Below are 24,124 nucleotides of genomic sequence, written 5' to 3'. Positions count from 1 at the left end.
CCCCCTGCCGATCCGCCCCGGGCCGCCTCAAAAGGGCCGCCAGCGCGGGCGCTCTATTTTATGCAAGTGGCGCGCCCCTCGCGCGCAGCCCTTTGTTGCTTTTTACTGACCAATCATGAAACGTATTCTTTCCAGTCTGGCCGCCGGCCTGGCTCTGACGGCGGCGGCGGCTACCGCCCACGCCGCGTTCCCCGAACGCCCCATCCGCCTGATCGTGCCGTTCCCGCCCGGCCAGGCCACCGATATCTTCGCCCGGGCCCTGGCCGAAAAGCTGGGCGCGGCCGTGAAGCAGCCCATCGTGGTCGAGAACCGCGCCGGCGCCGGCAGCAATATCGGCATGGAGCAGGCCGCCCGCGCCACGCCGGACGGCTACACGCTGGTGATCGCAGGCTCTGCCGCGGCCGTCAACCAGACGCTGTACAAGACCATCAATTACAGCCTGACCAAGGATTTCGCGCCGGTGTCGGGGGTGTTTTCGGTGCCGCTGATGTTCCTGGCGACGCCGGCTTCGGGCATTACATCGCTCAAGCAGTTGGTGGAGCAGGCGCGCGCCAAGCCGGGCGATCTGGCCTATGCCAGCGCGGGCATCGGCGGCACGCAGCACTTGTCGGCCGAAATGTTCAAGGCGGCCGCCGATATCGACATCCGCCACATTCCGTACAAGGGCAGCGGCCCGGCGCAGGCGGATTTCCTGGGTCATCAGGTTCCGCTGATGGTGGATTCGGTGACGGCGGGCCTGCCGCACGTGCAGAGCAAGAAGGCAGTGGCGCTGGCCGTGACGACGGCCAAGCGGCTGCCACAACTGCCGGACGTGCCGACGGTGGCGGAGTCGGGCTATCCGGGCTTCGAGGCCATTGGGTGGGCCTCGGTCCTGGCGCCGCAAGGCACGCCGCCGGAAGTGACGGGCTACCTGAGCCAGCAGATCGGCCAGGTGCTGAATGCGCCGGAAATGCAGAAGTTCTTCCGCGACCGTGGTGCGGAACCGATGCCGTTGACGCCCGACGCTACCGGCAAGTTCATCGCCGGCGAAGTGGAGAAATGGGGCAAGGCCGTGAAGCAATCCGGCGCGCAGGTCGACTGAGCGCCGTGCCGCGATCCCGGCGCTTGCCGGGATCGCTCGCCCACCGCGCCTAGCGCGGCTGGGTCAGGGGGGGATCGTCGGGCCGCCCCGGCCCTCCCGGCAGATCCGGCCGGCCAGGTTGCCCCGGCACGTCCGGCGGCTTGCGGCCGGGCTCGGTGTCATCCTGGCCGGGCGGGCGCGACGGATCGTCGATGGGCGGGATGGAAGGATCGTCAGGCTGCTGGTGCGCGTTCATGAGTGTCTCCTGAAGGTGCGTTGGAGCGGGTGCTCCCCGGCTGCGCGCCCAATGCGATTGCGATTCGCGCAGGGCGGCGCGCGCGGTGCAAGTCCACGATAGGCGCGGCGGGCCGCCGCGCCCAGATCACGCAGGACGAATCCCTCTAGTACTTTTTGCCTATCCCGCGGCCGCGCTTCCACAGTCGGTAAAAAAGCACCCCTCCATCTGGTGCGCCTGCTTCTTACGCGCTTCCCGCGCGATTCCTATAGTGGGTTCGTCCGCAGCCGGGGTTCTCCTGGCTTGCGGTCTCATGTAACCCGGAACGCAAGGAGCGACGGCATGGACAAGGACCGCATCAAGGGCGCCGCCAAGGAAGTCAAAGGCGCGATCAAGGAAACCGCCGGGAAGGTGACCGGCAACCGCGAAACGGAAGTGGAAGGCAAGACGGAGAAGACCGTCGGCAAAGTGCAACGCAATGTAGGCGAAGCCAAGGATCAGGCACGGGACTTGCTGGGCAAGAAATAAGCGCGGCTGCCCGCCGGCATGCCTCGCTATGTCCAATGAACGCCTAAAGGAGAAGAACATGACCCATCGAATCTGGCTTGCGCTGATGCTGGCGGTCGCCGCCGTCACGGCGGGTTGCAACACGATGGAAGGTGCCGGCAAAGACATCGAACGTGGCGGGGAGAAGATCCAGCAGAAGGCCCAGTAGCCCCCTCAAGGGGGAGCCTGCGTTTACGGCCGGCGCGCTGATCACGCGCCGGCCCTTTTTGCGTTCGGGCGGGCCGGCGCATGATTCCCGCGGCGCGCTTCAGCGCGAGAATCCGCGCGCGGCGATCTCCCATACGTCCTGCACCACGCCGTCCTTCACCGCCACCAGCCCGTCGTGCAGGTTGAAGGTGGGGTCGACGTGCGAGGGCACCAGGCGCAGCACCGCGCCCAGCGCGGGCGCCTGCGCGCCGGGCTCCACGCGCACCACGCCGTGTTCGTCGTTGATGGAGGCGTAGACCAGCCCCGGTTCGCCGTAGACCGCGGGCGGGCCGCATTCGGCGGTCGTGGATTTCAGGCCGGCGTCCAGGATGACGCGGTCGGGCGCCGGCGTGCTCATGACGGTGGACAACACGAAGAGGCTGTTCTGGAACACGAGCGGTCCGTTCCATTCGTTGGCGCCGTAGTCGCCGTCCATGAAGGCGTAGGAGCCGGCCTGCAGTTCGGTGTAGACGCCGCTGGCCGCGTCGAATTCCGCGCTGCCGGTGCCGCCCCCGGTGATGGTGTCGCAGGCGATGCCGCTTTCGCGCAGCAACTGCGCATAGGACGCGGCGATGCGGGCGGACTGGCGGCAGGTGGCGGCGCGTTCTTCGCGCGTGCGGAAGTGCTGCACCGCGCCGTGATAGGCCTGCAGGCCGGTGAAATTCACGCCGGGCAGGGCGCGGGCCTGCTGCGCCAGCGCCAGCACCGTGGCGTCGTCGGACACGCCGCAGCGGCCCTGGCCCACGTCCACTTCCACCAGCACGTCGATCTCGGCGCCGGCCTGGACCATGGCGGCCGACAACTGCGCGAGGTTCCCGGCGTTGTCCACGCAGACGCTCATTTTCGCGGCGCGCGCCAACTGGCCCAGCAGCGCCAGCTTGGCCGGGCCGACGACTTCGTTGCTGATGTGGATGTCGCGGATGCCGGCGGCAACGAAAGGCAGGGCTTCGCTGACTTTCTGGCAGCAGATGCCGCGCGCGCCCAGGGCCAACTGGCGCAACGCGATCTCGGGGCATTTGTGCGCCTTGGCGTGGGGCCGCAAGGCCACGTCGTGGCGGTCGGCCCATGCCTGCATGGCGCGCAGGTTCGCTTCGAAGGCCGCCAGGTCCAGCACCAGGCTGGGCGTGTCGACTCGGGCCAAGGGATCGCCCGGCTGGGCCGCGGGGGGCAGCGCTATGCCGCGTATGACTTCCTGGGACATCGGGGACGCTCCGTTGTTATTGCACCGCGTGGGATGTAACCACGCCATAACCAAACATGGGCCGGTCATAACCTAAAGGCCATGCGACCCCCTGGTAAACGATAGCCCGGTAAGCATTGGCTACAGAAGGTCGACATGACAGAATTTCATCATAAAGAAAGCCCCCGAGGGGAGGCGCGTTTTTGCCGCCGGGCACAAGACCCGGCGGCAAGAACCAACAATATTCGAATCGTCAGCAACGTCACGGAGAAGCCCGCATGAAACTGAAGCACTGGATCACCACCCTGACCCTGGCCGTCGCCGCGGTCGGCGCCGCGGGCACCGCCCAGGCGCAGCAATTCTTCCGTATCGGCACGGGCGGCACGGCCGGCACCTACTACCCCATCGGCGGCATCATCGCCAACGCGGTGTCGCAGCCTGGCAAGCTGATCGCCACGGCTGTCGCCTCCAACGGGTCGGTGGCCAACATCAACGGCATCCTCGGCGGTTCGTTCGAGTCGGGCTTCACGCAATCCGACGTGGCCTACTGGGCCTACAGCGGCACCGGCACCTTCGAAGGCAAGCCCAAGGCGCAGGATCTGCGCCTGATCTCCACGCTGTATCCGGAAAGCATCCACCTGGTGGCGCGCAAGGGGTCGGGCATCAAGAGCGTGGCCGACCTGAAGGGCAAGCGCGTGTCGATGGACGAGCCGGGCTCGGGCACGCTGGTCGACGTGCGCCTGATCCTGGGCGCCTACGGCATGACCGACAAGGACATCAAGGCCGAATACCTCAAGCCCAACCAGGCCGGCGACAAGCTCAAGGACGGCGGGCTGGACGCGTTCTTCTTCGTGGGCGGCGCCCCCGCCGGCGCCATCTCGGAACTGGCCTCCAGCGGCGCCGGCATCGAGATCGTGTCGCTGGTCGGTCCCGAGATCGACGCGCTGCGCGCCAAGCAGGAGTTCTTCACGCCCGACAGCATCGCCGCCAACACGTACCAGAACGTGGGCGAAGTGAAGACCATCTCGGTCAACGCGCAGATGGTCACGTCGGCCAAGCTGCCCGAGCAGGTGGTCTACGACGTCACCAAGGCGCTGTACAGCGACGCCACGCGCAAGACGCTGGACACCGGCCATTCCAAGGGCAAGCTCATCACGCGCGACAACGCGGTCAAGGGCGCGGGAATTCCGTTCCACCCGGGCGCCGAGAAGTTCTACAAGGAAATCGGGCTGCTGAAGTAGGCCCCCCGAGCGCCTTCGGCGCTTCCCCCAGGGGCGCCGCAGTGGACCGGCGGAGCCGGATCCACGCGGCCCCGATCGGGGAGCTGCGGCGGCGTGCGGCGAGTTTGCTGCTTGGGAAACGGAGTTTGCCTATCTGCGGTGCGCTGCGCCGCGCTTGAGTGGGGCCGCCATGAGCGGCCCTGCTTGTTGAATCATCCTGAGAATCACGGCGATGGAAATAGACCACGACAAGACCCAGCAGCTCGCGGAAAAGTACGATTCGGAAATCCGCTTCCGGCCGCTGGACAAGACAGCCACCTGGATTGTCTCCGGCCTGCTGGTGACGCTCTCGATCTTCCACTACTACACGGCGGGTTTCGGGCTGCTGCGCGAGGCCACGCACCGCGGCGTGCACCTGGCGTTCGTGCTGAGCCTCATTTTCCTGGTGTTCGGCTTTTCCAAGGCGCACTACACCCGCGAGCCCAAATCGACCTGGTACGCGCCCGGCGGCATTCCGCTGTACGACTGGATCATCGCCATCGTGCTGGCCCTGTCGGTGCTGTACATCCCCTATATTTTCGAGGACCTGGCGTTCCGGGTCGGGAATCCGCTGCCCGAAGACGTGCTCATGGGGTCGATCCTGCTGATCGGCCTGCTGGAGGCCACGCGCCGCGCCATGGGCTGGCCGCTGCCCATCATCGCGCTGGTCTTCATGGCATATGCCATGTTCGGCCCGTACTTCCCGGGCCTGCTCAAGCACGCGGGCAATAACTGGTCGCAGATCGTCAACCACATGTACCTCACCAGCCAGGGGGTATATGGCGTGGCGGTGGGCGTGGTGGCGACCTACGTGTTCCACTTCGTGCTGTTCGGGGTGCTGGCCACGCGCATCGGGCTGGGCCAGTTGTTCCTGGACGTGGCCTCCACCGTCGCGGGCCGCTACGCCGGCGGCCCGGCCAAGGTGTCGGTGTTCGGCTCCGCCATGTTCGGCATGCTGTCGGGCTCCTCGGTGGCCAACGCGGTGACGGTGGGGTCGCTGACGATTCCCGCCATGATCCGCATCGGGTATCCGCGGCACTTCGCCGCGGGCGTGGAGGCCGCCAGCAGCACCGGCGGGCAGATCACGCCGCCCATCATGGGCGCGGCCGCCTTCCTGATGATCGAATTCCTGGGCATCCCGTACCAGCAGATCGCCATCGCGGGCATTTTTCCGGCCTTCCTGTATTTCTTCGGCATGTTCATGCAAGTGCACTTCGAGGCCAAGCGCGAAGGCCTGCGCGGGCTGACCGAAGAAGAAATGCCCAAGCTCAAGCAGTCGTTCAAGATGCGCTGGCCGACCCTGATCCCGCTGGTGCTGCTGATCGGCGTGCTGGCCAGCGGCCGCACGCCCTACCTGGCGGCGTTCGCGGGCATCACGGGCTGCATCGTGGTGGGCCTGCTGAACCCCTTCCAGCGGCTGCGCTGGCGCGACCTCTACGAGGCCTTCGAGACCGGCGCGAAGTACGCGCTGGCCGTGGGCGCGGCGGCGGGCACGGTGGGCATCGTGATCGGCGTGGTGACGCTGACCGGCGTGGGCTTCAAGATCTCGTACATCGTGATCTCGGCCTCGCAGGTGCTGGCCAGCGGCGCCGCGATGATCCTGCCCGCGTCGATCGCCGACATGCAGTCGCTGACGCTGGTCGCCGCGCTGCTGATGACGGGCATCGTCTGCGTGCTGATGGGCTGCGGCGTGCCCACCACGGCGAATTACCTGATCATGGTGGCGGTGGCCGCCCCCACGCTGGTGCAGTTGGGCGTGCAGCCCATCGCGGCGCACTTCTTCGTGTTCTATTTCGGCATCCTGGCGGACATCACGCCACCCGTGGCGCTGGCGGCCTACGCGGCGGCGGGGATGGCGGGCAGCGACCCATTCAAAACCGGCAACACGGCGTTCCGGCTGGGCATCACCAAGCTCATCGTGCCGTTCGTGTTCGTGTTCTCGCCGTCGCTGCTGATTTCGGTCCAGGGCTTCACCTTGTACGACTTCTTCGTGACGCTGTTCGGCTGCATCGTCGGCCTGGTGCTGCTGTCGGCCGCGTTCTCGCGCTACATGCTGGTGGGCATGAAAAGCTGGGAACGCTGGCTGTGCACGATCGGCGCGCTGCTGACTATCGTGCCGGGGCTGACCAGCGGCCTGATCGGACTGGCGATCTGCATTCCGGTGTTCGTGCGCCAGTTGGCGCAGCTCAAGCTGGAAAGCGCGCCCAAGGCCGCTTGAGGCGCCTGCCCGCAAAATAAAAGGGGCGGATCTGACTGGTCCGCCCCTTTTATTCCGGAATCAGGTATTTTGGCAGCAATTGACCGAAGAAGGCGCGGCTGTTGCCCCAGGGTGACGGCATACAACATTCCCCCGCCGGGCCGGTTGCCCGGCCCTATAAATCAGCGTAAAGTAAAATTCATGTTTGCTGGTCTGCCGATATGCGGGCCGACTGTGCAAACAGGCACAAAACTGCGCCATATGTTCGATATCCTGGTTTATCTGTACGAGAATTACTACACGCCGCAAGCCTGTCCTGCGGCCGACGTGCTGGCCAAGCGGCTTGCCGCCGCCGGGTTCGAGCACGAAGACATCGACGACGCTCTCGGGTGGCTTTATGGGCTGGCCGAGACCACGGAACGATGCGTCGACCTGGCCCAGGCACCCACCACCGGCACCCGCATCTACACCGATCACGAATACCAGCAGCTCGGCACCGAATCCATCGGCTTCATCGCCTTCCTGGAATCGGCCGGCGTGCTGCCCGCGCCCCTGCGCGAAATCGTCATCGACCGGGGCCTGGCCGCGCCGGAATCGCCCGTGCCGCTCTCCAAGATCAAGATCATCGCCCTCATGGTCCTCTGGAGCCAAGAGGCCGAGATCGACAATCTGGTCCTGGAAGAACTGCTGGACGACGACGGCACGCGCCGCCTGCATTGAGCGCGGCGCGCCGCCGCACCGGATCCCCCTTGCCGCTCCCCGCGCGCTACCGCGCGGGCCTAGTCCCGTGAACTACGTAGGCCGTTTCGCTCCCAGCCCCAGCGGCCCGCTGCATGCGGGCTCGCTGGTCGCCGCGCTGGCGAGCTGGCTGGACGCGCGCGCGCACGGCGGCCGCTGGCTGCTGCGCATCGAAGACGTGGACACGCCGCGCACCGTACCCGGCGCGGCCGAGCGCATCATGGGGCAACTGGAGGCGCTGGGCCTGGCCTGGGACGGCGAGGTCATGTGGCAATCGCGCCGCGGCGACGCCTACCAGGCCGCCTTCGACAGTCTGGCGGCGCGCGGCCTGATCTACGGCTGCGGCTGCACCCGCCGCGAAATCGCCGATTCCGCCCTGCGGGGCCAGGCCCAGCCCGGCACCGACGGCGAACGGCCCTACCCGGGCACCTGCCGCCACGGCCTGCCGGAAGGCCGCCAGGCGCGCGCCTGGCGCGTGAGGCTGCCGGAAGGCGTGGAACGCTTCAAGGACCGCTGGCTGGGCCCGCAGGAACAGGATGTGGCGCAGGCCGTGGGCGACATGGCCCTGCGGCGCGCGGACGGCCTGTGGGCCTATCAACTGGCCGTGGTGGTGGACGATGCGGCGCAGGGCGTCACGGACGTGGTGCGGGGCGCGGACCTGCTCAGTTCCACGGCGCGCCAACGCGTGCTGGGACGCCTGCTGGGCCTGCCCCCGGTGCGCTACCTGCACGTGCCGCTGATCCTGGACGCGGGCAGCGGGCTGAAGCTGTCCAAGCAGAACGGCGCGCCGGCGGTCGATACCAGCGCGCCGCTGGAGGCGCTGAAAGCCGCGTGGAACGCGCTGGGCTTCCCCTCCTTCGAGGCCCCGGACCGCGCTGCCTTCCTGCGCGAAGCCGCCGCGCGTTGGGCGCGGCGCTTCCCGTAGGCTCTAAGACTGCCTGTGTCTGACACCCGTACGGGATGCCGGTACGGGCTGTCGCCGATCTTCCCGGGTGTCAGACACCCGGGAAACAGAAGCTTCAGCCTGACGGGCATCCCGTACGGGTGTCAGACACCTGACTTCCAACACCTGGCTTCCAGCATGCCCGGCCGCCTACAGCGGCTGCAAGTCCGCGCCCAGCATCCGCACCAGCAGCGCCTCGCCGTCCTCGGCCACGCGCAGTTCGCCGTATTTCGCGACCTGGTAACGCTCCGCCTGCCCCTCGGGGAAGAAATAGGCGTTGGTCACGATGCGCACGCCGTTGTTGCGGACGCGGTAGCGCAGCGGCACCTCGCCCTCGGTATGGGGATGCACCTCGGACTGGATGCGCAGCGGCTGCGCAACGCCGCGCTCGTCGCGCGCCAGCATGACGTAGCCGTCGGGCTCGTAGCCCAGGATGGAAGCGTCATCGCGCTGGCTCTCGCCGCCCAGGCGCAGCCGCGTGACCTCCCGGCTGGCGGCGAAGTTCAGGGCCATGTAGTCGCCCTGCATGAGCGAACGGGGGTCCACCGGCGCCAGTTCCAGGATGACCACCTTGCCGGAAGCCAGCAGTTTTTCGCGCTGCCAGATCCCGCCGTTGGCCACCGCCAGCACCAGCGCCAGGCCACCCAGGATGGCCAGCGTGCGCCAGCGCAGCGCGCCCGACACCGGCGGCAGCGGCCCGCGGGCGGCGGCCGTCTGCGTGCGCATCAGGCGCGGCACCAGCCACACCAGGCCCCGCAGGAGGAAGAGCAGCACCGCCGCGCCGCCCAGCCACAGCGCCTTCTGCAGCAGCGGCACGTCGAGCTGGTAGTAATAGACGCCCAGGTAGGCCAGCAGGCTGAGCACGCCGAAAATGACCAGGCGCGGCTGGTTCAGGCCGAAGCCCAGCAGCAGCCAGGCCAGGGCGAAGCCCACGCCCGGGCTGGGCAGCCAGAACAGGGCCAGGACCAGCAGCGCCAGCGGGACGCCCCAGGTCACGCCCGCCGTCAGCATGCGGCGGCGCGGCCACAGCACCGCCAGGGCCGCGGCCGCGGGAAGCACGGCGCCGGCCGTCACCAGCACCGCCGTCCGGGGGTTGAGCTGCCACATCGCCGGCAACTGCTGGGCCGAAATGCCGCTGGCCAGCCACACCATGCCCTGGACCGACAGCAGGAAAGCCCAGGCCAGCGGCTGCAGCGTATGGCCGCGCCTGCCGCCCAGGCGGCGGCCAAGGGTGAACAGGACCGCCGTGGCCCAGGCGCCCGTCACCGCGATGGGCAGCCAGACGAAGGTGGCCTGCGCCACGTCGAAATCCAGCCAGGCGTCCAGCAGGTCGTCGCGCATCAGTTCCGGCGCCACGCCGCGCCAGATCAGGCCGGCGGCCGCCAGGGCGATCAGCAGCCCGCTCAGGAAGCGCAGGATCGCGTCCGGACCCAGCGCATAGACCGCCGCGGCCATCAGCAGCACGAACAGGCAGGCGTTGGTGAACGAGGTGGAACTGGACAGGCCGTAGATGATCAGGATCTGGCCGGTGAAGGCCATGGCCGTGCCGCACTGGCGCCAGAAGGGCCCGGCGTCGCTGCGCAGCACCGCCACGCCCGCCGCGCACAGCACCAGGCCGGCCACCAGCGCGCCTTCCTCGGTCGTGATCACGCCGGAGAAAGCCACGAACACCAGCAGCAGCAGAGTGGCCAGCCAGGCGCTCAGGCCCAGCAGGCACTGCACGAACCAGGGCGGGTCGGCCTGCGCCGCGGCGGCCGGCGCCAACTGCGCCACCGGCGCGCCCGATTCGGCCGGATCGACCGCGTTGCCCGCCGACGCGGCGGCCGGTTCGGCATCCGCCGCCGCCACCGGCGCCGCCGGTTCCGCGCCCAGCCGGCGCAGCCAGCGGGCGGCCCAGACCGCTTCGGCCATCAGCAGCGCGGCCAGCGGCAGGGCGGCCCACACGCCGGGTTCCAGCCGCAGCAGCCATTCGCCCACCACCCGCAGCGACACACAGATCACGCCGGCGGCCAGCATGGCCAGGATGACCAGGTCGCGCCGGCCCCGCTGATAATAAAAGCCCAGGCCCAGCGTGACCGCCAGCCAGGCCACGCCGTTGGCGGTGCCCAGGCCGCGCAGGATGTAGTCGCCGAACATCAGGGACACGACCAGCACGCTGATGGTCAGGGCGGCCAGGATGCGCGGCCCGAAGAGCGTGCTGGCCCGCCAGCGGCGCGCGGCCGTTTCCCAGGCCAGCAGCAGCACGAGGTTCAGGGCCGCCACGATCAGGCTGGCGGCCCCGGGGCCGCCGAAGACCATCCACCAGTCGAAGGCGCGTTCGCCCAGCCACAGGGCCATGGCCACGTTCAGCACCAACACCCAGAGCAGCCAGACCGCCTGGCTGGCCGCCGCCAGGGCCCAGGGCAGCAGCAGCACCGCCCACCAGGCGAACAGTTCCCAGGTATCGGCGCCAGTCTGGTAAGTTTGGCCCAATAGCGCGAGCAGGGCGCCGAGCAGGATGCCGGCCAGCGCCAGCAGGGCGCCGGGAATGCTGCGGCGCACGCCGGGGGTGGCGCGCAGGCGCATTCCGGCCCAGGCGGCGGCCAGCGCGCAGGCCGCCAAAAGCCCCTGGATACCGGCGAAGCGCTGTACTTTTGTCATGTCCTGCCAGTTGGCGGCGACCCAGCAAACCGCCGCGCTGCCCAGCAGCAAAACGCCCAGCCAGAGGGTGCTTCGCGCCAGAAATTGACGCCAAGCGTGCAGTTCGGATCCCGCTTGTCTTTCAGTGCCGACTTGCATCTCGCGAATCTCCGATCTTATTATCCGCGCTACTAAGGCGGGTCTACCGCCACTGGATACACATGAATAAAACGCTGATTATTGCCGAGAAGCCCTCGGTGGCCCTTGATATATCACGCGCCTTGGGAGGCTTCGCGCGCGAGGGCGACTATTTTGAAAGCGAACGTTACGTCCTCGCATCGAGCATCGGTCATTTGCTCAGCTTGGTCGCGCCCAACGATCCGGTCAAGGGGAAATGGAGCTTCACGCACCTGCCCGTGATCCCGCCTGAATTCGAGCTGGGCCCCACCGACAAGAAGTCCGCGGAGCGCCTGAAGCTGCTGGTCCGCCTGGCCAAGCGCAAGGACGTGGACGCCATCATCAATGCCTGTGACGCGGGACGCGAGGGCGAACTGATCTTCCGCTACATCATTCAGTACGCGGGCGTGAAAAAACCGATCCAGCGCCTGTGGCTGCAATCGATGACCCAGGCCGCCATCCGCGAAGCCTTCGCCAACCTGCGCGACGACGTCCAGCTCAAGCCGCTGGAAGCGGCCGCCCGGTCGCGCGCCGAGGCCGACTGGCTGGTGGGCATCAACGGCACGCGCGCCATGACCGCCTTCAACAGCAAGGACGGCGGTTTCTTCAAGACGCCGGTGGGCCGGGTGCAGACTCCCACGCTGGCCATCGTGGCCGAGCGCGAGGAGCGCATCCGCCGTTTCGTGCCGCGCGATTACTGGGAAGTGCGCGCGCAGTTCGTGGCGGCCGCCGGCCTGTACGAAGGCCGCTGGATCGACCCCGACTTCAAGAAAGACGAACGCGACCCCGAAAAGCGCGAATCGCGCCTGTGGTCGCTGGCCGCCGCGCAGAGCGTGGTGGCCGCCTGCCGCGACCAGCCCGGCAATGTCACCGAAGAATCCAAGCCGTCGACCCAGATGTCGCCGGCCCTGTACGACCTGACGTCCCTGCAGCGCGAAGCCAACGGCCGCTTCGGCTTTTCGGCCAAGACCACGCTGGCGCTGGCCCAGACCCTGTACGAACGCCACAAGGCGCTGACCTACCCGCGTACCGATTCGCGCTATCTGCCCGAGGACTACATCGCCACCGTGCAGGAAACCATGCGGGCGCTGGCCAAGGGCGGCTCCAACGCGGTGGGCGGCCTGGCCCGCCACGCGGACACGGTGGTCGGCAAGCAATGGGTGAAGCCGAACCGCCGCATTTTCGACAACAAAAAGGTGTCGGATCACTTCGCGATCATCCCGACGCTGCAGATTCCGCACGACCTCAGCGAGGCCGAGGGCAAGCTGTACGACCTGGTGCTCAAGCGCTTCCTGGCGGTGTTCTTCCCCGCCGCGGAATACCGCGTCACCACGCGCATGACCGAAGTGCAGGGGCACCGCTTCCGCACCGACGGCAAGGTGCTGGTCAACCCGGGATGGCTGGCCGTGTACGGCAAGGAAGCCCAGGGCGAGGACGCCAACCTGGTGCCGGTGGCGGACGGCGAGACCGTGCGCACCGAGGACGTGGAAGCCGTGGGCCTGACCACCAAGCCGCCGGCGCGCTTCAACGAAGGCACGCTGCTGTCGGCCATGGAAGGCGCCGGCAAGCTGGTGGACGACGAAGAACTGCGCGAAGCCATGTCCGAGCGCGGCCTGGGCACCCCGGCCACGCGCGCCGCCATCATCGAAGGCCTGCTCAACGAAGTCTATCTGCGCCGCGAAGGCCGCGACTTGGTGCCCACCGCCAAGGCGCGCCAGTTGATGACGCTGCTGTCCGGCCTAGACGTCTCCGAACTCACGTCGCCCGAACTGACCGGCGAATGGGAACACAAGCTCAAGCAAATCGAACAGGGCGGGCTGGACCGCGCCGCGTTCATGCGCGAAATCGCGCAGATGACGCAGGTGATCGTCAAGCGCGCCAAGGAATACGAGCGCGACACGGTGCCCGGCGACTACGCCACGCTGCAGACGCCGTGCCCGAAATGCGGCGCCGTGGTGAAGGAGAACTATCGCCGCTTCGCCTGCACCGCCTGCGATTTCTCCATCGGCAAGCACCCGGGCGGCCGCACCTTCGAACTGCCCGAAGTGGAAGAGCTGCTGGCCAAGCGCGAGATCGGTCCGCTGCAGGGCTTCATCAGCAAGATGGGCCGCCCGTTCGCCGCCATTCTGCGCATCAGCGACGAGTACAAGCTGGAATTCGACTTCGGCCAGAACGACGAGGACGACAACGAGGCCGTGGACTTCTCCGGCCACACGCCGGTGGGCAAGTGCCCCAAGTGCCAGTCGCGCGTGTTCGAGCACGGCATGAGCTACGTCTGCGAGAAATCCGTCGGCCCCGAAAAGAGCTGCGATTTCCGTTCGGGCAAGGTCATCCTTCAGCAGGAGATCTCGCGCGAACAGATGGAAAAACTCTTGGCCGACGGCCGTACCGACCTGCTCGACGGCTTCGTCTCCAGCCGCACGAACCGCAAGTTCAAGGCCTTCCTCGTCCGCCAGCCGGACGGCAAGATCGGCTTCGAGTTCGAACCACGTCCAGAAAAACCGGGGCGCGCGGGCGCGCCGGCCAAGACGGCGACGAAGACGGCAGCCAAGACCGCCGCGAAGAAGGCGCCGGCCAAGAAGGCCGCGGTGAAAAAGACCGCGACCAAGACGGCGACGAAAACCGCCGCGAAGAAGGCCGTCAAGAAGGCAGCGCCGAAGAAGACCGCGGGTGTCTGACACCCTTGGAATGCCGGTGCGGGCGGCCAGGCCGTCTCATCGGGTGTCAGACACCTGACATACTGCCAGCAGTTCCGCAACGCCCGGGCAACCGGGCGTTTTCCATTGTTGGACGCCCGATGCTGGGGTATTGTCTACGCCAAACCGCAGCAACCAGACCAAAACCGAGGATGACAATGAGCGCTAGCCCCGATTTCACCACCCGCCGCCGCGTGCTGACCGCAGCCGGAGCGCTGGCCGGCATCGGCCTCGTCAACGGCCGCGTCGCGTTCGCCCAGCCCAAACTCGGCCGCGTGGCCTATGGCCAGGGCAGCATCGATCCGTTCTTCGCCGCCGGCTACGTGGCGCTGAAGAAGGGCTATTTCGGCGAAGGCGGGCTCGAAGTCGAATACCTGAATTCGCAGAGCGGCCCGCGCACCAACCAGTTGCTGGCCGCGGGCCAGATCGTGTTCGGCGCCACCGCCGCCACCGCGGCGCCGGCCCTGACCCTGGCCGGCAAGCCCGCCACCCTGGTGTTCGGCTTCGACCGCAAGCTCACCTACGCCAACATCATCGTGCGCCGCGAGGATTTCGAGAGCGGCAAGATCAAATCCTTGAAGGACCTGGCCGGCAAGCGGGTGGGCGCCACCCAGCCGCAGTCCAGCACCTGGCTGATGGCGCTGTACCTGATGCAAAAAGCCGGCGTGGCCGACAAGGTCGACATCCGCCCCCTGGGCGACCTGGCCACCATGCTGGGCGCGCTCAAGACGGGTTCGGTGTCCGCCAGCATGGCCACCATGTCCATGATGGAGCAGGCCCGCCAGGAGGGCTGGGGCGTGCCCATCTTCGACGCCACCACCGAAAGCTCGTGGAACGAGTTCATGGGCGGCGACGTGCCCGGCATCGCGGCCCTGACCCTGCAGGACACCATCCAGAAGCGCCCGGAAGTGGTGCAGGCCTTCGTCACGGGGCTGGTGCGGGCGCAGGACTTCATCAGCGCCAACAGCGCCGCGGCCGTCACCGACGCCATCTACGACGATTACCTCAACGCCTTCCCGCGCGAGGCGATCGAGAAGACGCTGGGCGTCTACAAGGAAACCGTGTTCCTCAAAGACAACCTCATCACCCAGGAAGCCTACGACCGCATGACGGCCATCATGGGCGACGGCCGCCAGTTCTCCAACGAGGAGATCAAGACGGTGCCCTACGACCGTTGCGTGAACATGAGCTTCGTGCGCCGCGCCCGGGGTCTCTGATGATCGAGCTGGACAAGGTCGGCAAGGCGTACCAGACGCGCCAGGCCACGACCCACGCGGTGGGCGAAGTCAGCCTGACGGTCGCGGAGGGCGAATTCGTCTCCATCGTGGGCCCTTCGGGCTGCGGCAAGAGCACGCTGCTGAACATGATCGCGGGCTTCCTGCGCCCCACCACGGGCACCATCCGCGTGGATGGCCGGACCGTGGACGGGCAGGTGCCGCCCGCGCTGGGCTACATCTTCCAGAAGGACACGCTGCTGCCCTGGTTCAGCGTGAGGAAGAACGTGGCGCTGGGCCTGAAGTTCCAGGGCGTGCCCGCCGGCAGGATCGAGCGCCGCGTGGCCGAGCTGCTGGAACTGGGCCACCTGTCGGCATTCGCCGACGCCTTTCCGCACCAGTTGTCCGGCGGCATGCGGCGGCGCGTGGCGCTGCTGATGAGCCTGGCGGTGGAGCCGCGCATCCTGCTGCTGGACGAACCTTTCGGCGCGCTGGACACGCACACCAAGACGCACCTGCACCGAGAACTCATCGAGATCTGGCGCAAGCTGGGCCAGACCATCGTCATGGTCACGCACGACCTGGACGAGGCCATCCTGCTGTCCGACCGCGTGGTGGTGCTGTCCGGCCCGCCCAGCCGCGTGCTGCTGGACGAGCGCATCGCCATCCCGCATCCGCGCGACGTCTTCACGCTGCGCGAAACCCCGCAGTTCGTGACCCACGTGCAAAGCCTCTGGAGCGTATTGGGACAGCAGTTCCGCGCCGCCGCCTGAATCATCATGATCCCGACCGATACTTCCGATTCCCTGCAGGACCAGTTGCGGCTGGACCGCCGCGCCGGCATGGCGCGCCGGCTGCGCATCACGCTGTGGCAGGTGCTGATCCTTGCCATCATCCTGGGTTCCTGGGAAATCCTGACGCGCATTCCGTGGTTCGCCCAGAACACCCTGTTCGACCCCTTCTTCATCAGCCAGCCCTCGCGCGTGGCGGTGCGGCTGTGGGAATGGCTGCAGCCCGGCCCCCGGTCGGTCTGGCCGCACTTGTGGCTGACCTTGCAGGCCACCATGGTGGGGCTGCTGGTGGGCGTGGGCAGCGGCTTCATCGTGGGCATGACGCTCAGCCGCAGCCGTTTCCTGGCCGACGTGTTCAACCCGTTCATCGTGGCGTTCAATTCGATGCCGCGCATCGCCTTCGTGCCGCTCATCACCATGTTCTTCGGCCTGGGGCTGGCCTCCAAGGTGGTAACGTCGTGGTTCGTGGTGTTCTTCCTGGTGTTCTTCAACACCTACAAGGGCGGCCGCAGCGTGGAGCGCGAACTGGTGGACTTCTGCCGCACGCTGGGCGGCTCGCCGCGCCAGATCCTGTGGCGGGTGCGCATTCCCACCGCCGCCGCGTGGACCTTCGCGGCGCTGCCCAACGCCATCAGCTTCGCGCTGATCGGCGTGGTGCTGGCGGAATTCGTCGGCTCCACGACGGGGATGGGCTACCTGATGATCACGGCGCTGGCGACCCTGAACGCCACCGACATGTTCGCGGCGGTGACGCTGCTGTCGGTCGTGGGTATCGCGCTGGTCTATTGCGTGACCTGGCTGGAACGCCGGCTGCTGCATTGGGCGCCCGAGTTCCGCGAAGGGTGAGGACGATTGACATGAACACGCTACCGTATCTGCGCAACTTCGACCTCACCGGCCAGGTGGCCCTGGTGACCGGGTCGGCCCGCGGGCTGGGTTTCTGCATTGCGCGGGCGCTGGCCGGCTGCGGCGCGCGCGTGTTGATCAACGGCCGCAATGCGGCCGCCGCGCAGGCCAGCGTCGACACGTTGAAGCGCGACGGCCTGGACGCGCACGCGCTGGCTTTCGACATCAGCGACGACGCCGCCATGCAGGCCGCGTTCGGCCGCGTCGATACCGAACACGGCCGGCTGGACATCCTGGTGAACAACGTGGGCGCGCGCAACCGCAAGACGCTGGCCGACACTACGCCGGCCGAGATCCGCGAACTGATCGACACGGACCTGGTGGCCGGCATGCTGCTGGCCAAGTTCGCCGCCGAACGCATGGTGCGCCAGGGCGGCGGGCGCCTGATCGCCATCACCTCGGTGGTCGGCGAACTGGCCCGCCCGGGCGACGCGGTCTACCCGGCGGCCAAGCAGGGCCTGACGGGCATGGTGCGCGCGCTGGCGGCGGAATTCGGCCCGCGCGGCATCACCAGCAACGCCATCGCCCCGGGCACCTTCGCCACGGAAACCAACGCGGATATGGTCGCGGACCCGAAAATCGGGCCGCGCGTCGCTTCGCGCAACCCGCTGGGCCGCTGGGGAGAACCGGAAGAGATCGCCGGGGCCGCCGTGTTCCTGGCCTCGCCCGCGGCCTCGTACGTGAACGGCCACGTGCTGGTGGTGGATGGGGGGTTGTCGATACAGTTTTGAAACGGGCTAGGTGGGTGGGTGTCAGACACCCGGGTGCACCGGCTTCAGTCCGAGAGAGTGTCTCGTACGGGTGTCAGACACCTGCGCGACCAGACGCCCTTTGCAGAGGAGTCTGACACCCGTACGAGACGGACTGCGCAGGTGTCTGACACCCGATGCGGCGGCGGAACAAGTTGAAGCGCCCCTCCCCGGGTGTCAGACACCAAAGACAAAATCAAGTCGTCTCATCCTGATACCACACCCCCTCGGCCAGCATCATCTTCTGGTGGCCGTGGCCCGCGGGCATCATCGGGAAGCAGTTCTCCTGCGCCGTGACCGCCACGTCCAGGAAATAGGGGCCGTCGTGCGCCAGGCATTCGGCCAGCGCCGCGTCCAACTTTGCCGGATCGTCCACCCGGGCGGCGCCCCAGCCGAACGCCTTCGCCAACGCCACGAAGTCCGGCAGCGACGCGTTGTAGCTGTGGCTGTAGCGGCCCCCGTGGATCAGTTCCTGCCACTGGCGCACCATGCCCATGTAGCCGTTGTTGCACAGCACGACCTTGACGGGCGTCTGGTGCTGCATGGCGGTGGACAGTTCCTGGATGTTCATCAGCACCGACGCGTCGCCGCTGACGCAGACCACCGTCTTGCCGGGGTGCCCGACCTGCGCGCCGATGGCGGCGGGCACGCCGTAGCCCATGGTGCCGGCGCCGCCCGAGGTCAGCCAGCGGTTCGGCTCGTCGAAGCGCAGGTACTGGGCCGCCCACATCTGGTGCTGGCCCACGTCGGTCGAGACGATGGCGTCGCGGCCTTCCAGCGCCGCGTTCAGGCGCGACATCAGGTGCTGCGGCAGGATGGCGTCGGCCGCGGGCGTGTAGCCCAGGCAGTCCTGGGCGCGCCAGGCCGCGATGCGGGACCACCACGGCGCCAGCCGCGCCGCTTCCAGGGGCTGGTCGCCCAGCTCGGCGCGCAGCGCGCTCACCAGCGGCAGGCAGTCGCCCACCAGCGCCACGTCCACGCGCACCACCTTGTTGATGGAAGCGGGATCGATGTCGATGTGGATCTTGCGGGCATGCGGACAGAATTCGGACAGCTTGCCCGTGATGCGGTCGTCGAAGCGGGCGCCGATGCAGACCACCAGGTCGGCGTTGTGCATGGCCAGGTTGGCCTCGACCGTGCCGTGCATGCCCAGCATGCCGACGAATTGCGGGCTGGACGCCGGGAAGGCGCCCAGGCCCATCAGCGTCAGCGTGCAGGGCGCGCCGGTATGGCGCACCAGGTCCGTGAACGCCGCGCAGGCCTCGGGGCCGGCGTTCACCAGCCCGCCGCCGCCATAGAAGATGGGGCGCTTGGCGTGGGCGATCAGCGCGGCGGCGCGGCGCACGGCCGACTGCGGCAGCTTGGGGGCCAGCTTGCCGGCCTGGCGCCGCGCGCGCAGCGCGGCCAGCTTCTGCTGCGAGGGCGCGGCCGGGATGCCGTCGTCCGCGTCGCGCGGCACGGCCAACTGCACGTCCTTCGGGAAATCCACCAGCACCGGGCCGGGGCGGCCCTGGCGGGCCAGTTCGAACGCGCGGCCCACCACGCCGGCCACGTCGTCCACCGCCCGGATCTGGGTGTTCCACTTGGTCACCGAGCGCGAGATGCCGATGGCGTCGCACTCCTGGAAGGCGTCGGTGCCGATGGCGGCCGTGGCGACCTGGCCGCTGACGCACAGCACCGGAATCGAGTCGCACATGGCGTCCAGCAGCCCGGACGTGGTGTTGGCCATGCCGGGGCCCGAGGTGACGAAGACCACGCCCGTGCGGCCGGTGCTGCGGGCGTAGCCCTCGGCGGCGTGCACGGCCGCCTGTTCGTGCCGCACCAGCACGTGCTTCAGGCGCGGCTCGGCATAGAGGGCGTCGTACAGGGGCAGCACGGCGCCCCCGGGGTAGCCGAACACCGTATCCACGCCGTGGGCGATCAACGTATCGAGCAGAATTTTCGCCCCGTTGTCAGCGGGGCGATCAGAGGCGGCAAGCGCGGCGGCGGCGGTGGGGTGCAGGCGATCGTTCATGCTATCTATCTTATTGGTATATCGGAAGAATATTTATCTTCTTTTCCACCGATAACCCGTAAACGCAGTAAATTTATCTTCGATTTGGAGGAATCAAAGAAAATGAACCTGGACAAGTTTGATCTGGCGATTTTGAGGGTGCTGCAGGAGAACGCGCGCGCCAGCCTGAACGACATCGGCGCAGCGGTGGGACTGTCGTCCACGCCCTGCTGGAACCGCATCAAGCGCATGGAGAGCGCCGGGGTGATCCGCGGCTACACCGTGGACATCGACCCCGCCAGCCTGGGCTTCATGGATACGGTGATCGTCCACGTCACCCTGGAGAGCCACAGCGAGGAGACCCTGTACGAGTTCGGCCGGGCGCTGGCGCAGATCCCCGAGGTGCTGGAGGCCTTCCTGGTCTCGGGCGACTATGACTATTACATCCGCATCGCCGTGCGCGACACGCGCGACTACGAACGCCTGCTGCGCGAACAGCTCTACCGGATCCCGGGGATCCGGCACAGCAAATCGTGCTTCGTGCTGCGCCGGCTGAAGGAAACCCAGTTGCCGCTGACGGGCCCGGCGGACTGACGGCGTCAGCGCAGCACGAAATCCACCGGCTGGGCGGGCTCGGGCAGCGGCCGCACGCCCAGGCCTTCCAGCAGGTCGATTTCGATCACGCGGGCCAGGGCCGACAGCGGCAGGTCGTTCTCGTCGACGCCGAACGGATCTTCCAGCTCGTCGCCCACGGCATCCAGGCCGAAGAAGGTGTAGGCCACGATGGTGACCGCCACCGGCATCAGGTATTCCAGCGCCCCCACCAGCCCGAACGGCAGCAACAGGCAGAACAGCCACGCCGTGCGGTGCAGCAGCAGCGAATAGGCGAACGGCGAGGGCGTGAACTTGATCCGTTCGCAGGCCGCCTGGATGGCGGCGCAGGCGGCCACGCGCCGGGTCAGCCCCTCGTAGAGAATGTCGCTCAGCTCGCCGCGGCGCAGACAGGCGGCCAGGTCGCGGTTGATGGCCATGAGCAGGGCGTCCGGCACATTGCGGCATCCGGCCAGCGTCTCGGCCTCGTCCTGCTGCACCCAGGGGCGCGCCGCGGCCGCCATGTCCTCTTCGCGCAGCCGCGCCGCCAGCGCGTAGGCAAAGCCGATGCAGCGCCGCACGATGCGCTCCTGCACCGGGTTGGCGGTGCTGGCGGCCAGCAGCACCGCGCTTTCGCGCGCCAGGCTGCGCGCCTGCACGATCAGTTCACCCCACTGCTTGCGGGCTTCCCACCAGCGGTCGTAGCAGACGTTGTTGCGAAAGCCCATGAACACGGACAGGGCCAGGCCGAACAGCGAAAACGGCACCGCCGACAGGTGCGCCGGCGAAAACCATTGCCGGTGGTACATCCACACCACCAGACAGGACAGCAGCGTGATGACGAGGATGCGGCTGAGGATGCGCGGAATGATGGAGCCGCGCAGAACGAAGAACAGGGCCAGCGCGGAAGGACGCGGACGGACGATCATGATGCGTATTCGATCGGGAACAGGGCGGCGCACACTATACGCCCGTCATCGCGCCAAATGCGCGCCGATATAATTCTGTTTCGACTCACCGCCACCGCCGCCGCCCAATGACCACCGAAGCTACTCCGATCAAGCCCTGGCACGTCGTCCGCCGCTCCAAGCTGCACGGCAACGGCGTCTTCGCCGCGCGCAAGATCCCCGCCGGCACGCGCATCATCGAATACGGCGGCGAGCGCATCAGCGCCAAGGAAGCGGACCGCCGCCACCCCACCAATCCGGACGATCCCTTCCATACTTTCTTCTTCGCGCTCAGCTCCGGCCGCGTGATCGACGGCGGCGACCAGGGCAACGACGCCCGCTGGATCAACCATTCCTGCGAACCCAATTGCGAGGCCCAGGAAGGTAAGCACGGCAAGCGCGTCTACATCGTCGCGCTACGGGACATTCCGCGCGGCACCGAACTGTCCTACGACTACGGCCTGGTCCTGGACGGCCGCATCACCAAGAAGCTCAAGGAAGGCTACCGCTGCCTTTGCGGCACGCCGCCGTGCCGCGGCACGATGCTGGCGCTGCCGGCAAAAAAGAAGAAGGCGGACAAGCCCGAAGCGGCCTCGTAAACGGGAGGGGAGGTCCGTCCCTCGCGGCAGGCGAAGACCCCGGGCGCAATAAGCATATTCAACGCCCCGCCCCGGACAGGCGTACAATCACTGGGTCGTTAACACGACATGCAGTACGTCTTCAGGGCGGGGTGAAACTCCCCACCGGCGGTATGCCATGCAATGTGGCAAGCCCGCGAGCGCCCGGCGTCCTTCACGGACACCGGGGTCAGCAGATCTGGTGAGATGCCAGGGCCGACGGTCACAGTCCGGATGAGAGAAGATGTGCCGGCACAAACCCGCTCGTCCAGGCGCGCCCGCGTCCAGACGATCGTATTGCGTTCGGCTGTCGAGTAGCCCTGAAACGTTTTTCGCCCCTTCAAACTTGCGAGAGCGTTTCAATGTCCAACGTTACCCTTACCCCGCAGTCCCCCATCCCCAGCCTGGCTTCGCAGCCTTTCGCCGCTCGCCTGCAGCGCGCCCTGCACCATCTGCGCCTGGGCCGGCCGGTCATCCTCATGGACGACTTCGACCGCGAAAACGAGGCCGACCTGATCGTCGCCGCCGATAAGCTGACCGTGCCCGTCATGGCCCAGTTGATCCGCGACGGCAGCGGCATCGTCTGCCTGTGCCTGCCGGGCGAAACCCTGGACCGCCTCGGGCTGCCGCCCATGGTCCAGCGCAACCAGAGCCGCTACGCCACCGCCTTCACCGTCTCCATCGAGGCGCGCGAAGGCGTAAGCACCGGCGTGTCGGCCGTGGACCGCGTCACCACGATCCGCGCCGCCATCTCCCCGGCGGCGCAAAGCGACGACATCGTCAGCCCGGGGCACGTGTTCCCGCTGCGCGCCCAGCCGGGCGGCGTGCTGGCCCGCCGCGGCCACACGGAAGGCTCCGTGGACCTGGCGGTGCTGGCCGGCCTGCGTCCGGCCGGCGTGCTGTGCGAACTGATGAACGCCGACGGCACGATGATGCGCGGCGCGGCGCTGGAGCGCTATGCCGCGCTGCACGGGCTGGTAGCGCTGACCATCGCCGAACTGGCCGACCATCTGCAACAGTTGAAGGACGGCCAGGCCGAAGCCATCGACGATGAAATCCTGGAGATGGCCGCGACGGCCTGATCCCGCGGGCGGCGCCCCCAGCCTGGAGGCGCCGCCCGGCCGTCATGCGCGGCCCCTGAGCGCCATCGCGACGACCATCGCGGCCAGGGCGCACGCGCCCCCCATCACGTACACCGCGCCATAGCCTTGCGCGCCGGCCAGCCAGCCGGCCGCCGGGCTGCTCAGGCCCAGGGCGACGTCCAGGAAGGCGACGTAGGCCCCCATGGCCGCGCCGCGGCTCGCGGCGGGCACGCGGCGCACGGCCTCCACGCCGAAGGCCGGGAAGGCCAGCGAATACCCCGCGCCCGTCAACAGGGCGCCGGCATAGGCCCAGGTCGGCGTGGCGCCCGACCAGATCAGCCACTGCCCCGCCGCTTCGATCAGCACGCATGCGAGCGCCACGCGCGCGCCGCCCAGCTTGTCCGGCAGGCCCGCGAAGAACACCCGGGCCAGGATGAAGCCGCCGCCGAACGCGGTGAACATCCATGCGGCGCCGTCCCAGCCCCGCTGCCCGAACAGCAGGCTCACGAAGGCCGTGATCACGCCGAAGCCGACGCTGGACAGCGCCAGGCCCAGGCCCGGAAGCAGCACCAGCCCCAGCACCTTGTAGAAGGGCGTGCGCGAGCCGCCCGCGGCGCGCACCCCGCGCAGCGGCAGCACCAGCGCCAGGGCCGCCAGCGGGATCAGCACGGTGGCCCAGGCGATGCCGGCGAAGCCGGCAACGCCGTACAGCCGCATGCCCGCCGGCGCGCCCAGCGCATAGGCGGCGTAGATGGCCACGCCCACCCAGGCCATCACGCGGCCGGCGTTCTGCGGCCCCGCGCGGCCCACGCCCCAACTGAGCGCGCCCGTGACGATGAGGCTTTCGGCGCATCCCATCAGCGCGCGTCCGGCCAGCAGGGCGGCCAGCGCCGCCTGCGGACGCGGCGACAGATCCTCGGCCAGCAGATAGAACAGGCCCGCGACCGAGCCCAGCATGAAGCCGCCCGCCACCGCCCGCTTGGCGCCGCGGCGGTCCGCCAGCGAACCCGCGTAGGCGCGCGACAACAGCGCGGCGGCGAACTGCACGCCGGCCACCACCCCGACCGCCAACGCGCCCAGCGCCAGCGCGCCGTCCACGTACAGCGGCAGCACCGGCATGGGCAGGCCGATCATGAAAAAGCCGACGAATACCGCCAGGGCCAGCGGCAGCACTTGCGCGAAAACGGAACGCGCGGGTCCGTGGGCCGCGGGCAAGGCCCCGGCCGCAGATGAGTTCGACATGGATATTCCTCGATCAGGTGATTGCGGGCCCGCCGCCATCGCGCCAAAACCGGCGATGGCATAATCCGCCCTTGCGGGCAGCCGCCAGGACCGCCTGCCGAAAATTTTATGAGCGATTGCTCATGTTCGATACTC

The 24,124-nt window shown here is 68.1% G+C and carries 21 protein-coding genes and 1 riboswitch; of the genes, 15 read left to right on the top strand and 6 right to left on the bottom strand.

All coding sequences use genetic code 11. The features are described from left to right. Positions 1–115: 115 nt before the first annotated feature. Complete coding sequence (locus WHX56_RS05155) at positions 116–1,081, top strand: Bug family tripartite tricarboxylate transporter substrate binding protein (RefSeq protein ID WP_129241871.1); 966 nt, start codon at positions 116–118, stop codon at positions 1,079–1,081. Between the two features lie 49 nt (positions 1,082–1,130). On the opposite strand, the gene WHX56_RS05150 is transcribed toward WHX56_RS05155, so the two are convergent. After that, a complete protein-coding gene (locus WHX56_RS05150; protein WP_338880635.1) occupies positions 1,131–1,316 on the bottom strand; it encodes a hypothetical protein in 186 nt (61 codons plus the stop codon). Between the two features lie 321 nt (positions 1,317–1,637). Here WHX56_RS05150 and WHX56_RS05145 point away from each other — a divergent pair, with 321 nt between their 5' ends. Together WHX56_RS05145 and WHX56_RS05140 are read left to right on the top strand one after the other, a co-directional pair. Then, the gene (locus WHX56_RS05145; protein ID WP_129241869.1) at positions 1,638–1,823 is read left to right on the top strand and encodes a CsbD family protein; all 186 of its coding nucleotides are present in this window, start codon (positions 1,638–1,640) and stop codon (positions 1,821–1,823) included. Positions 1,824–1,881: 58 nt separating this feature from the next. Then, positions 1,882–2,010, top strand: coding sequence for an entericidin A/B family lipoprotein (locus tag WHX56_RS05140; RefSeq protein WP_129241868.1), 129 nt, complete (start codon positions 1,882–1,884; stop codon positions 2,008–2,010). Positions 2,011–2,109: 99 nt separating this feature from the next. Here WHX56_RS05140 and WHX56_RS05135 read toward each other — a convergent pair whose 3' ends face one another. Next, on the bottom strand, positions 2,110–3,249 hold the full coding sequence (locus tag WHX56_RS05135; protein WP_338880634.1) for a DSD1 family PLP-dependent enzyme: 1,140 nt from the start codon (positions 3,247–3,249) through the stop codon (positions 2,110–2,112). Positions 3,250–3,506: 257 nt separating this feature from the next. Here WHX56_RS05135 and WHX56_RS05130 point away from each other — a divergent pair, with 257 nt between their 5' ends. The 4 genes from WHX56_RS05130 to gluQRS all read left to right on the top strand — a co-directional run bounded on the left by WHX56_RS05130 (position 3,507) and on the right by gluQRS (position 8,347). Next, positions 3,507–4,469 carry a TAXI family TRAP transporter solute-binding subunit gene (locus WHX56_RS05130; protein WP_129241866.1) on the top strand — a complete coding sequence of 321 codons (963 nt, stop codon included), beginning with the start codon at positions 3,507–3,509 and terminating at the stop codon, positions 4,467–4,469. Positions 4,470–4,680: 211 nt separating this feature from the next. Further along, positions 4,681–6,705 carry a TRAP transporter permease gene (locus tag WHX56_RS05125; protein WP_338880633.1) on the top strand — a complete coding sequence of 675 codons (2,025 nt, stop codon included), beginning with the start codon at positions 4,681–4,683 and terminating at the stop codon, positions 6,703–6,705. 240 nt (positions 6,706–6,945) lie between these two features. After that, the gene (locus WHX56_RS05120) at positions 6,946–7,404 is read left to right on the top strand and encodes a DUF494 family protein (protein ID WP_129241883.1); all 459 of its coding nucleotides are present in this window, start codon (positions 6,946–6,948) and stop codon (positions 7,402–7,404) included. 67 nt (positions 7,405–7,471) lie between these two features. Beyond that, on the top strand, positions 7,472–8,347 hold the full coding sequence (gluQRS, locus tag WHX56_RS05115) for a tRNA glutamyl-Q(34) synthetase GluQRS (protein WP_338880632.1): 876 nt from the start codon (positions 7,472–7,474) through the stop codon (positions 8,345–8,347). Between the two features lie 168 nt (positions 8,348–8,515). On the opposite strand, the gene WHX56_RS05110 is transcribed toward gluQRS, so the two are convergent. After that, on the bottom strand, positions 8,516–11,143 hold the full coding sequence (locus WHX56_RS05110; protein WP_338880631.1) for a GDYXXLXY domain-containing protein: 2,628 nt from the start codon (positions 11,141–11,143) through the stop codon (positions 8,516–8,518). 62 nt (positions 11,144–11,205) lie between these two features. Here WHX56_RS05110 and WHX56_RS05105 point away from each other — a divergent pair, with 62 nt between their 5' ends. From WHX56_RS05105 to WHX56_RS05085, 5 genes are all read left to right on the top strand, one after another. Beyond that, the gene (locus tag WHX56_RS05105) at positions 11,206–13,839 is read left to right on the top strand and encodes a DNA topoisomerase III (RefSeq protein WP_287752806.1); all 2,634 of its coding nucleotides are present in this window, start codon (positions 11,206–11,208) and stop codon (positions 13,837–13,839) included. 170 nt (positions 13,840–14,009) lie between these two features. Further along, a complete protein-coding gene (locus WHX56_RS05100; protein ID WP_422393640.1) occupies positions 14,010–15,074 on the top strand; it encodes an ABC transporter substrate-binding protein in 1,065 nt (354 codons plus the stop codon). Then, positions 15,074–15,844: an ABC transporter ATP-binding protein gene (locus WHX56_RS05095; RefSeq protein WP_338880629.1), complete on the top strand. Its 771-nt coding sequence runs from the start codon at positions 15,074–15,076 to the stop codon at positions 15,842–15,844. Before WHX56_RS05100 ends, WHX56_RS05095 begins: the two co-directional genes overlap by 1 nt. A gap of 6 nt (positions 15,845–15,850) precedes the next feature. Continuing rightward, entirely contained in the window at positions 15,851–16,708 is an 858-nt protein-coding gene (locus tag WHX56_RS05090; RefSeq protein ID WP_338880628.1) for an ABC transporter permease, read from the top strand. An 11-nt stretch (positions 16,709–16,719) separates the two neighbouring features. Next, entirely contained in the window at positions 16,720–17,499 is a 780-nt protein-coding gene (locus tag WHX56_RS05085) for an SDR family oxidoreductase (protein WP_338880627.1), read from the top strand. Positions 17,500–17,713: 214 nt separating this feature from the next. On the opposite strand, the gene ilvB is transcribed toward WHX56_RS05085, so the two are convergent. Beyond that, entirely contained in the window at positions 17,714–19,540 is a 1,827-nt protein-coding gene (gene ilvB, locus WHX56_RS05080) for a biosynthetic-type acetolactate synthase large subunit (protein ID WP_338881747.1), read from the bottom strand. Between the two features lie 93 nt (positions 19,541–19,633). Between ilvB and WHX56_RS05075 the strand changes: the two genes are divergently transcribed. Beyond that, on the top strand, positions 19,634–20,104 hold the full coding sequence (locus WHX56_RS05075; RefSeq protein WP_129241858.1) for an Lrp/AsnC family transcriptional regulator: 471 nt from the start codon (positions 19,634–19,636) through the stop codon (positions 20,102–20,104). A 5-nt stretch (positions 20,105–20,109) separates the two neighbouring features. Here WHX56_RS05075 and WHX56_RS05070 read toward each other — a convergent pair whose 3' ends face one another. Next, on the bottom strand, positions 20,110–21,030 hold the full coding sequence (locus tag WHX56_RS05070) for a bestrophin family protein (protein ID WP_129241857.1): 921 nt from the start codon (positions 21,028–21,030) through the stop codon (positions 20,110–20,112). 107 nt (positions 21,031–21,137) lie between these two features. Between WHX56_RS05070 and WHX56_RS05065 the strand changes: the two genes are divergently transcribed. Next, positions 21,138–21,647 (top strand): SET domain-containing protein, encoded by a 510-nt coding sequence (locus WHX56_RS05065; RefSeq protein ID WP_129241856.1) that lies wholly within the window; start codon positions 21,138–21,140, stop codon positions 21,645–21,647. Positions 21,648–21,760: 113 nt separating this feature from the next. After that, a riboswitch (FMN riboswitch) is annotated at positions 21,761–21,915 on the top strand. Between the two features lie 112 nt (positions 21,916–22,027). Then, positions 22,028–22,747 carry a 3,4-dihydroxy-2-butanone-4-phosphate synthase gene (gene ribB / locus WHX56_RS05060; protein WP_129241855.1) on the top strand — a complete coding sequence of 240 codons (720 nt, stop codon included), beginning with the start codon at positions 22,028–22,030 and terminating at the stop codon, positions 22,745–22,747. Positions 22,748–22,789: 42 nt separating this feature from the next. Here the strand turns inward: ribB and WHX56_RS05055 are convergent, their stop codons facing one another. Next, positions 22,790–23,989, bottom strand: coding sequence for an arabinose transporter (locus WHX56_RS05055; RefSeq protein WP_338880626.1), 1,200 nt, complete (start codon positions 23,987–23,989; stop codon positions 22,790–22,792). Positions 23,990–24,124: the final 135 nt, after the last annotated feature.

Source organism: Achromobacter veterisilvae (genome assembly GCF_037619525.1).
GTDB classification, from domain to species: domain Bacteria; phylum Pseudomonadota; class Gammaproteobacteria; order Burkholderiales; family Burkholderiaceae_B; genus Achromobacter; species Achromobacter veterisilvae.
This window is presented reverse-complemented; position numbering and strand designations above follow the sequence as displayed.

Bases quoted from the DNA above. Each gene is read 5' to 3' on its own strand.
- WHX56_RS05155 (WP_129241871.1), top strand. From the start codon at position 116: ATGAAACGTATTCTTTCCAGTCTGGCCGCCGGCCTGGCTCTGACGGCG.
- WHX56_RS05150 (WP_338880635.1), bottom strand. From the start codon at position 1,316: ATGAACGCGCACCAGCAGCCTGACGATCCTTCCATCCCGCCCATCGAC.
- WHX56_RS05145 (WP_129241869.1), top strand. From the start codon at position 1,638: ATGGACAAGGACCGCATCAAGGGCGCCGCCAAGGAAGTCAAAGGCGCG.
- WHX56_RS05140 (WP_129241868.1), top strand. From the start codon at position 1,882: ATGACCCATCGAATCTGGCTTGCGCTGATGCTGGCGGTCGCCGCCGTC.
- WHX56_RS05135 (WP_338880634.1), bottom strand. From the start codon at position 3,249: ATGTCCCAGGAAGTCATACGCGGCATAGCGCTGCCCCCCGCGGCCCAG.
- WHX56_RS05130 (WP_129241866.1), top strand. From the start codon at position 3,507: ATGAAACTGAAGCACTGGATCACCACCCTGACCCTGGCCGTCGCCGCG.
- WHX56_RS05125 (WP_338880633.1), top strand. From the start codon at position 4,681: ATGGAAATAGACCACGACAAGACCCAGCAGCTCGCGGAAAAGTACGAT.
- WHX56_RS05120 (WP_129241883.1), top strand. From the start codon at position 6,946: ATGTTCGATATCCTGGTTTATCTGTACGAGAATTACTACACGCCGCAA.
- WHX56_RS05110 (WP_338880631.1), bottom strand. From the start codon at position 11,143: ATGCAAGTCGGCACTGAAAGACAAGCGGGATCCGAACTGCACGCTTGG.
- WHX56_RS05105 (WP_287752806.1), top strand. From the start codon at position 11,206: ATGAATAAAACGCTGATTATTGCCGAGAAGCCCTCGGTGGCCCTTGAT.
- WHX56_RS05100 (WP_422393640.1), top strand. From the start codon at position 14,010: ATGACAATGAGCGCTAGCCCCGATTTCACCACCCGCCGCCGCGTGCTG.
- WHX56_RS05095 (WP_338880629.1), top strand. From the start codon at position 15,074: ATGATCGAGCTGGACAAGGTCGGCAAGGCGTACCAGACGCGCCAGGCC.
- WHX56_RS05090 (WP_338880628.1), top strand. From the start codon at position 15,851: ATGATCCCGACCGATACTTCCGATTCCCTGCAGGACCAGTTGCGGCTG.
- WHX56_RS05085 (WP_338880627.1), top strand. From the start codon at position 16,720: ATGAACACGCTACCGTATCTGCGCAACTTCGACCTCACCGGCCAGGTG.
- WHX56_RS05075 (WP_129241858.1), top strand. From the start codon at position 19,634: ATGAACCTGGACAAGTTTGATCTGGCGATTTTGAGGGTGCTGCAGGAG.
- WHX56_RS05070 (WP_129241857.1), bottom strand. From the start codon at position 21,030: ATGATCGTCCGTCCGCGTCCTTCCGCGCTGGCCCTGTTCTTCGTTCTG.
- WHX56_RS05065 (WP_129241856.1), top strand. From the start codon at position 21,138: ATGACCACCGAAGCTACTCCGATCAAGCCCTGGCACGTCGTCCGCCGC.
- ribB (WP_129241855.1), top strand. From the start codon at position 22,028: ATGTCCAACGTTACCCTTACCCCGCAGTCCCCCATCCCCAGCCTGGCT.
- WHX56_RS05055 (WP_338880626.1), bottom strand. From the start codon at position 23,989: ATGTCGAACTCATCTGCGGCCGGGGCCTTGCCCGCGGCCCACGGACCC.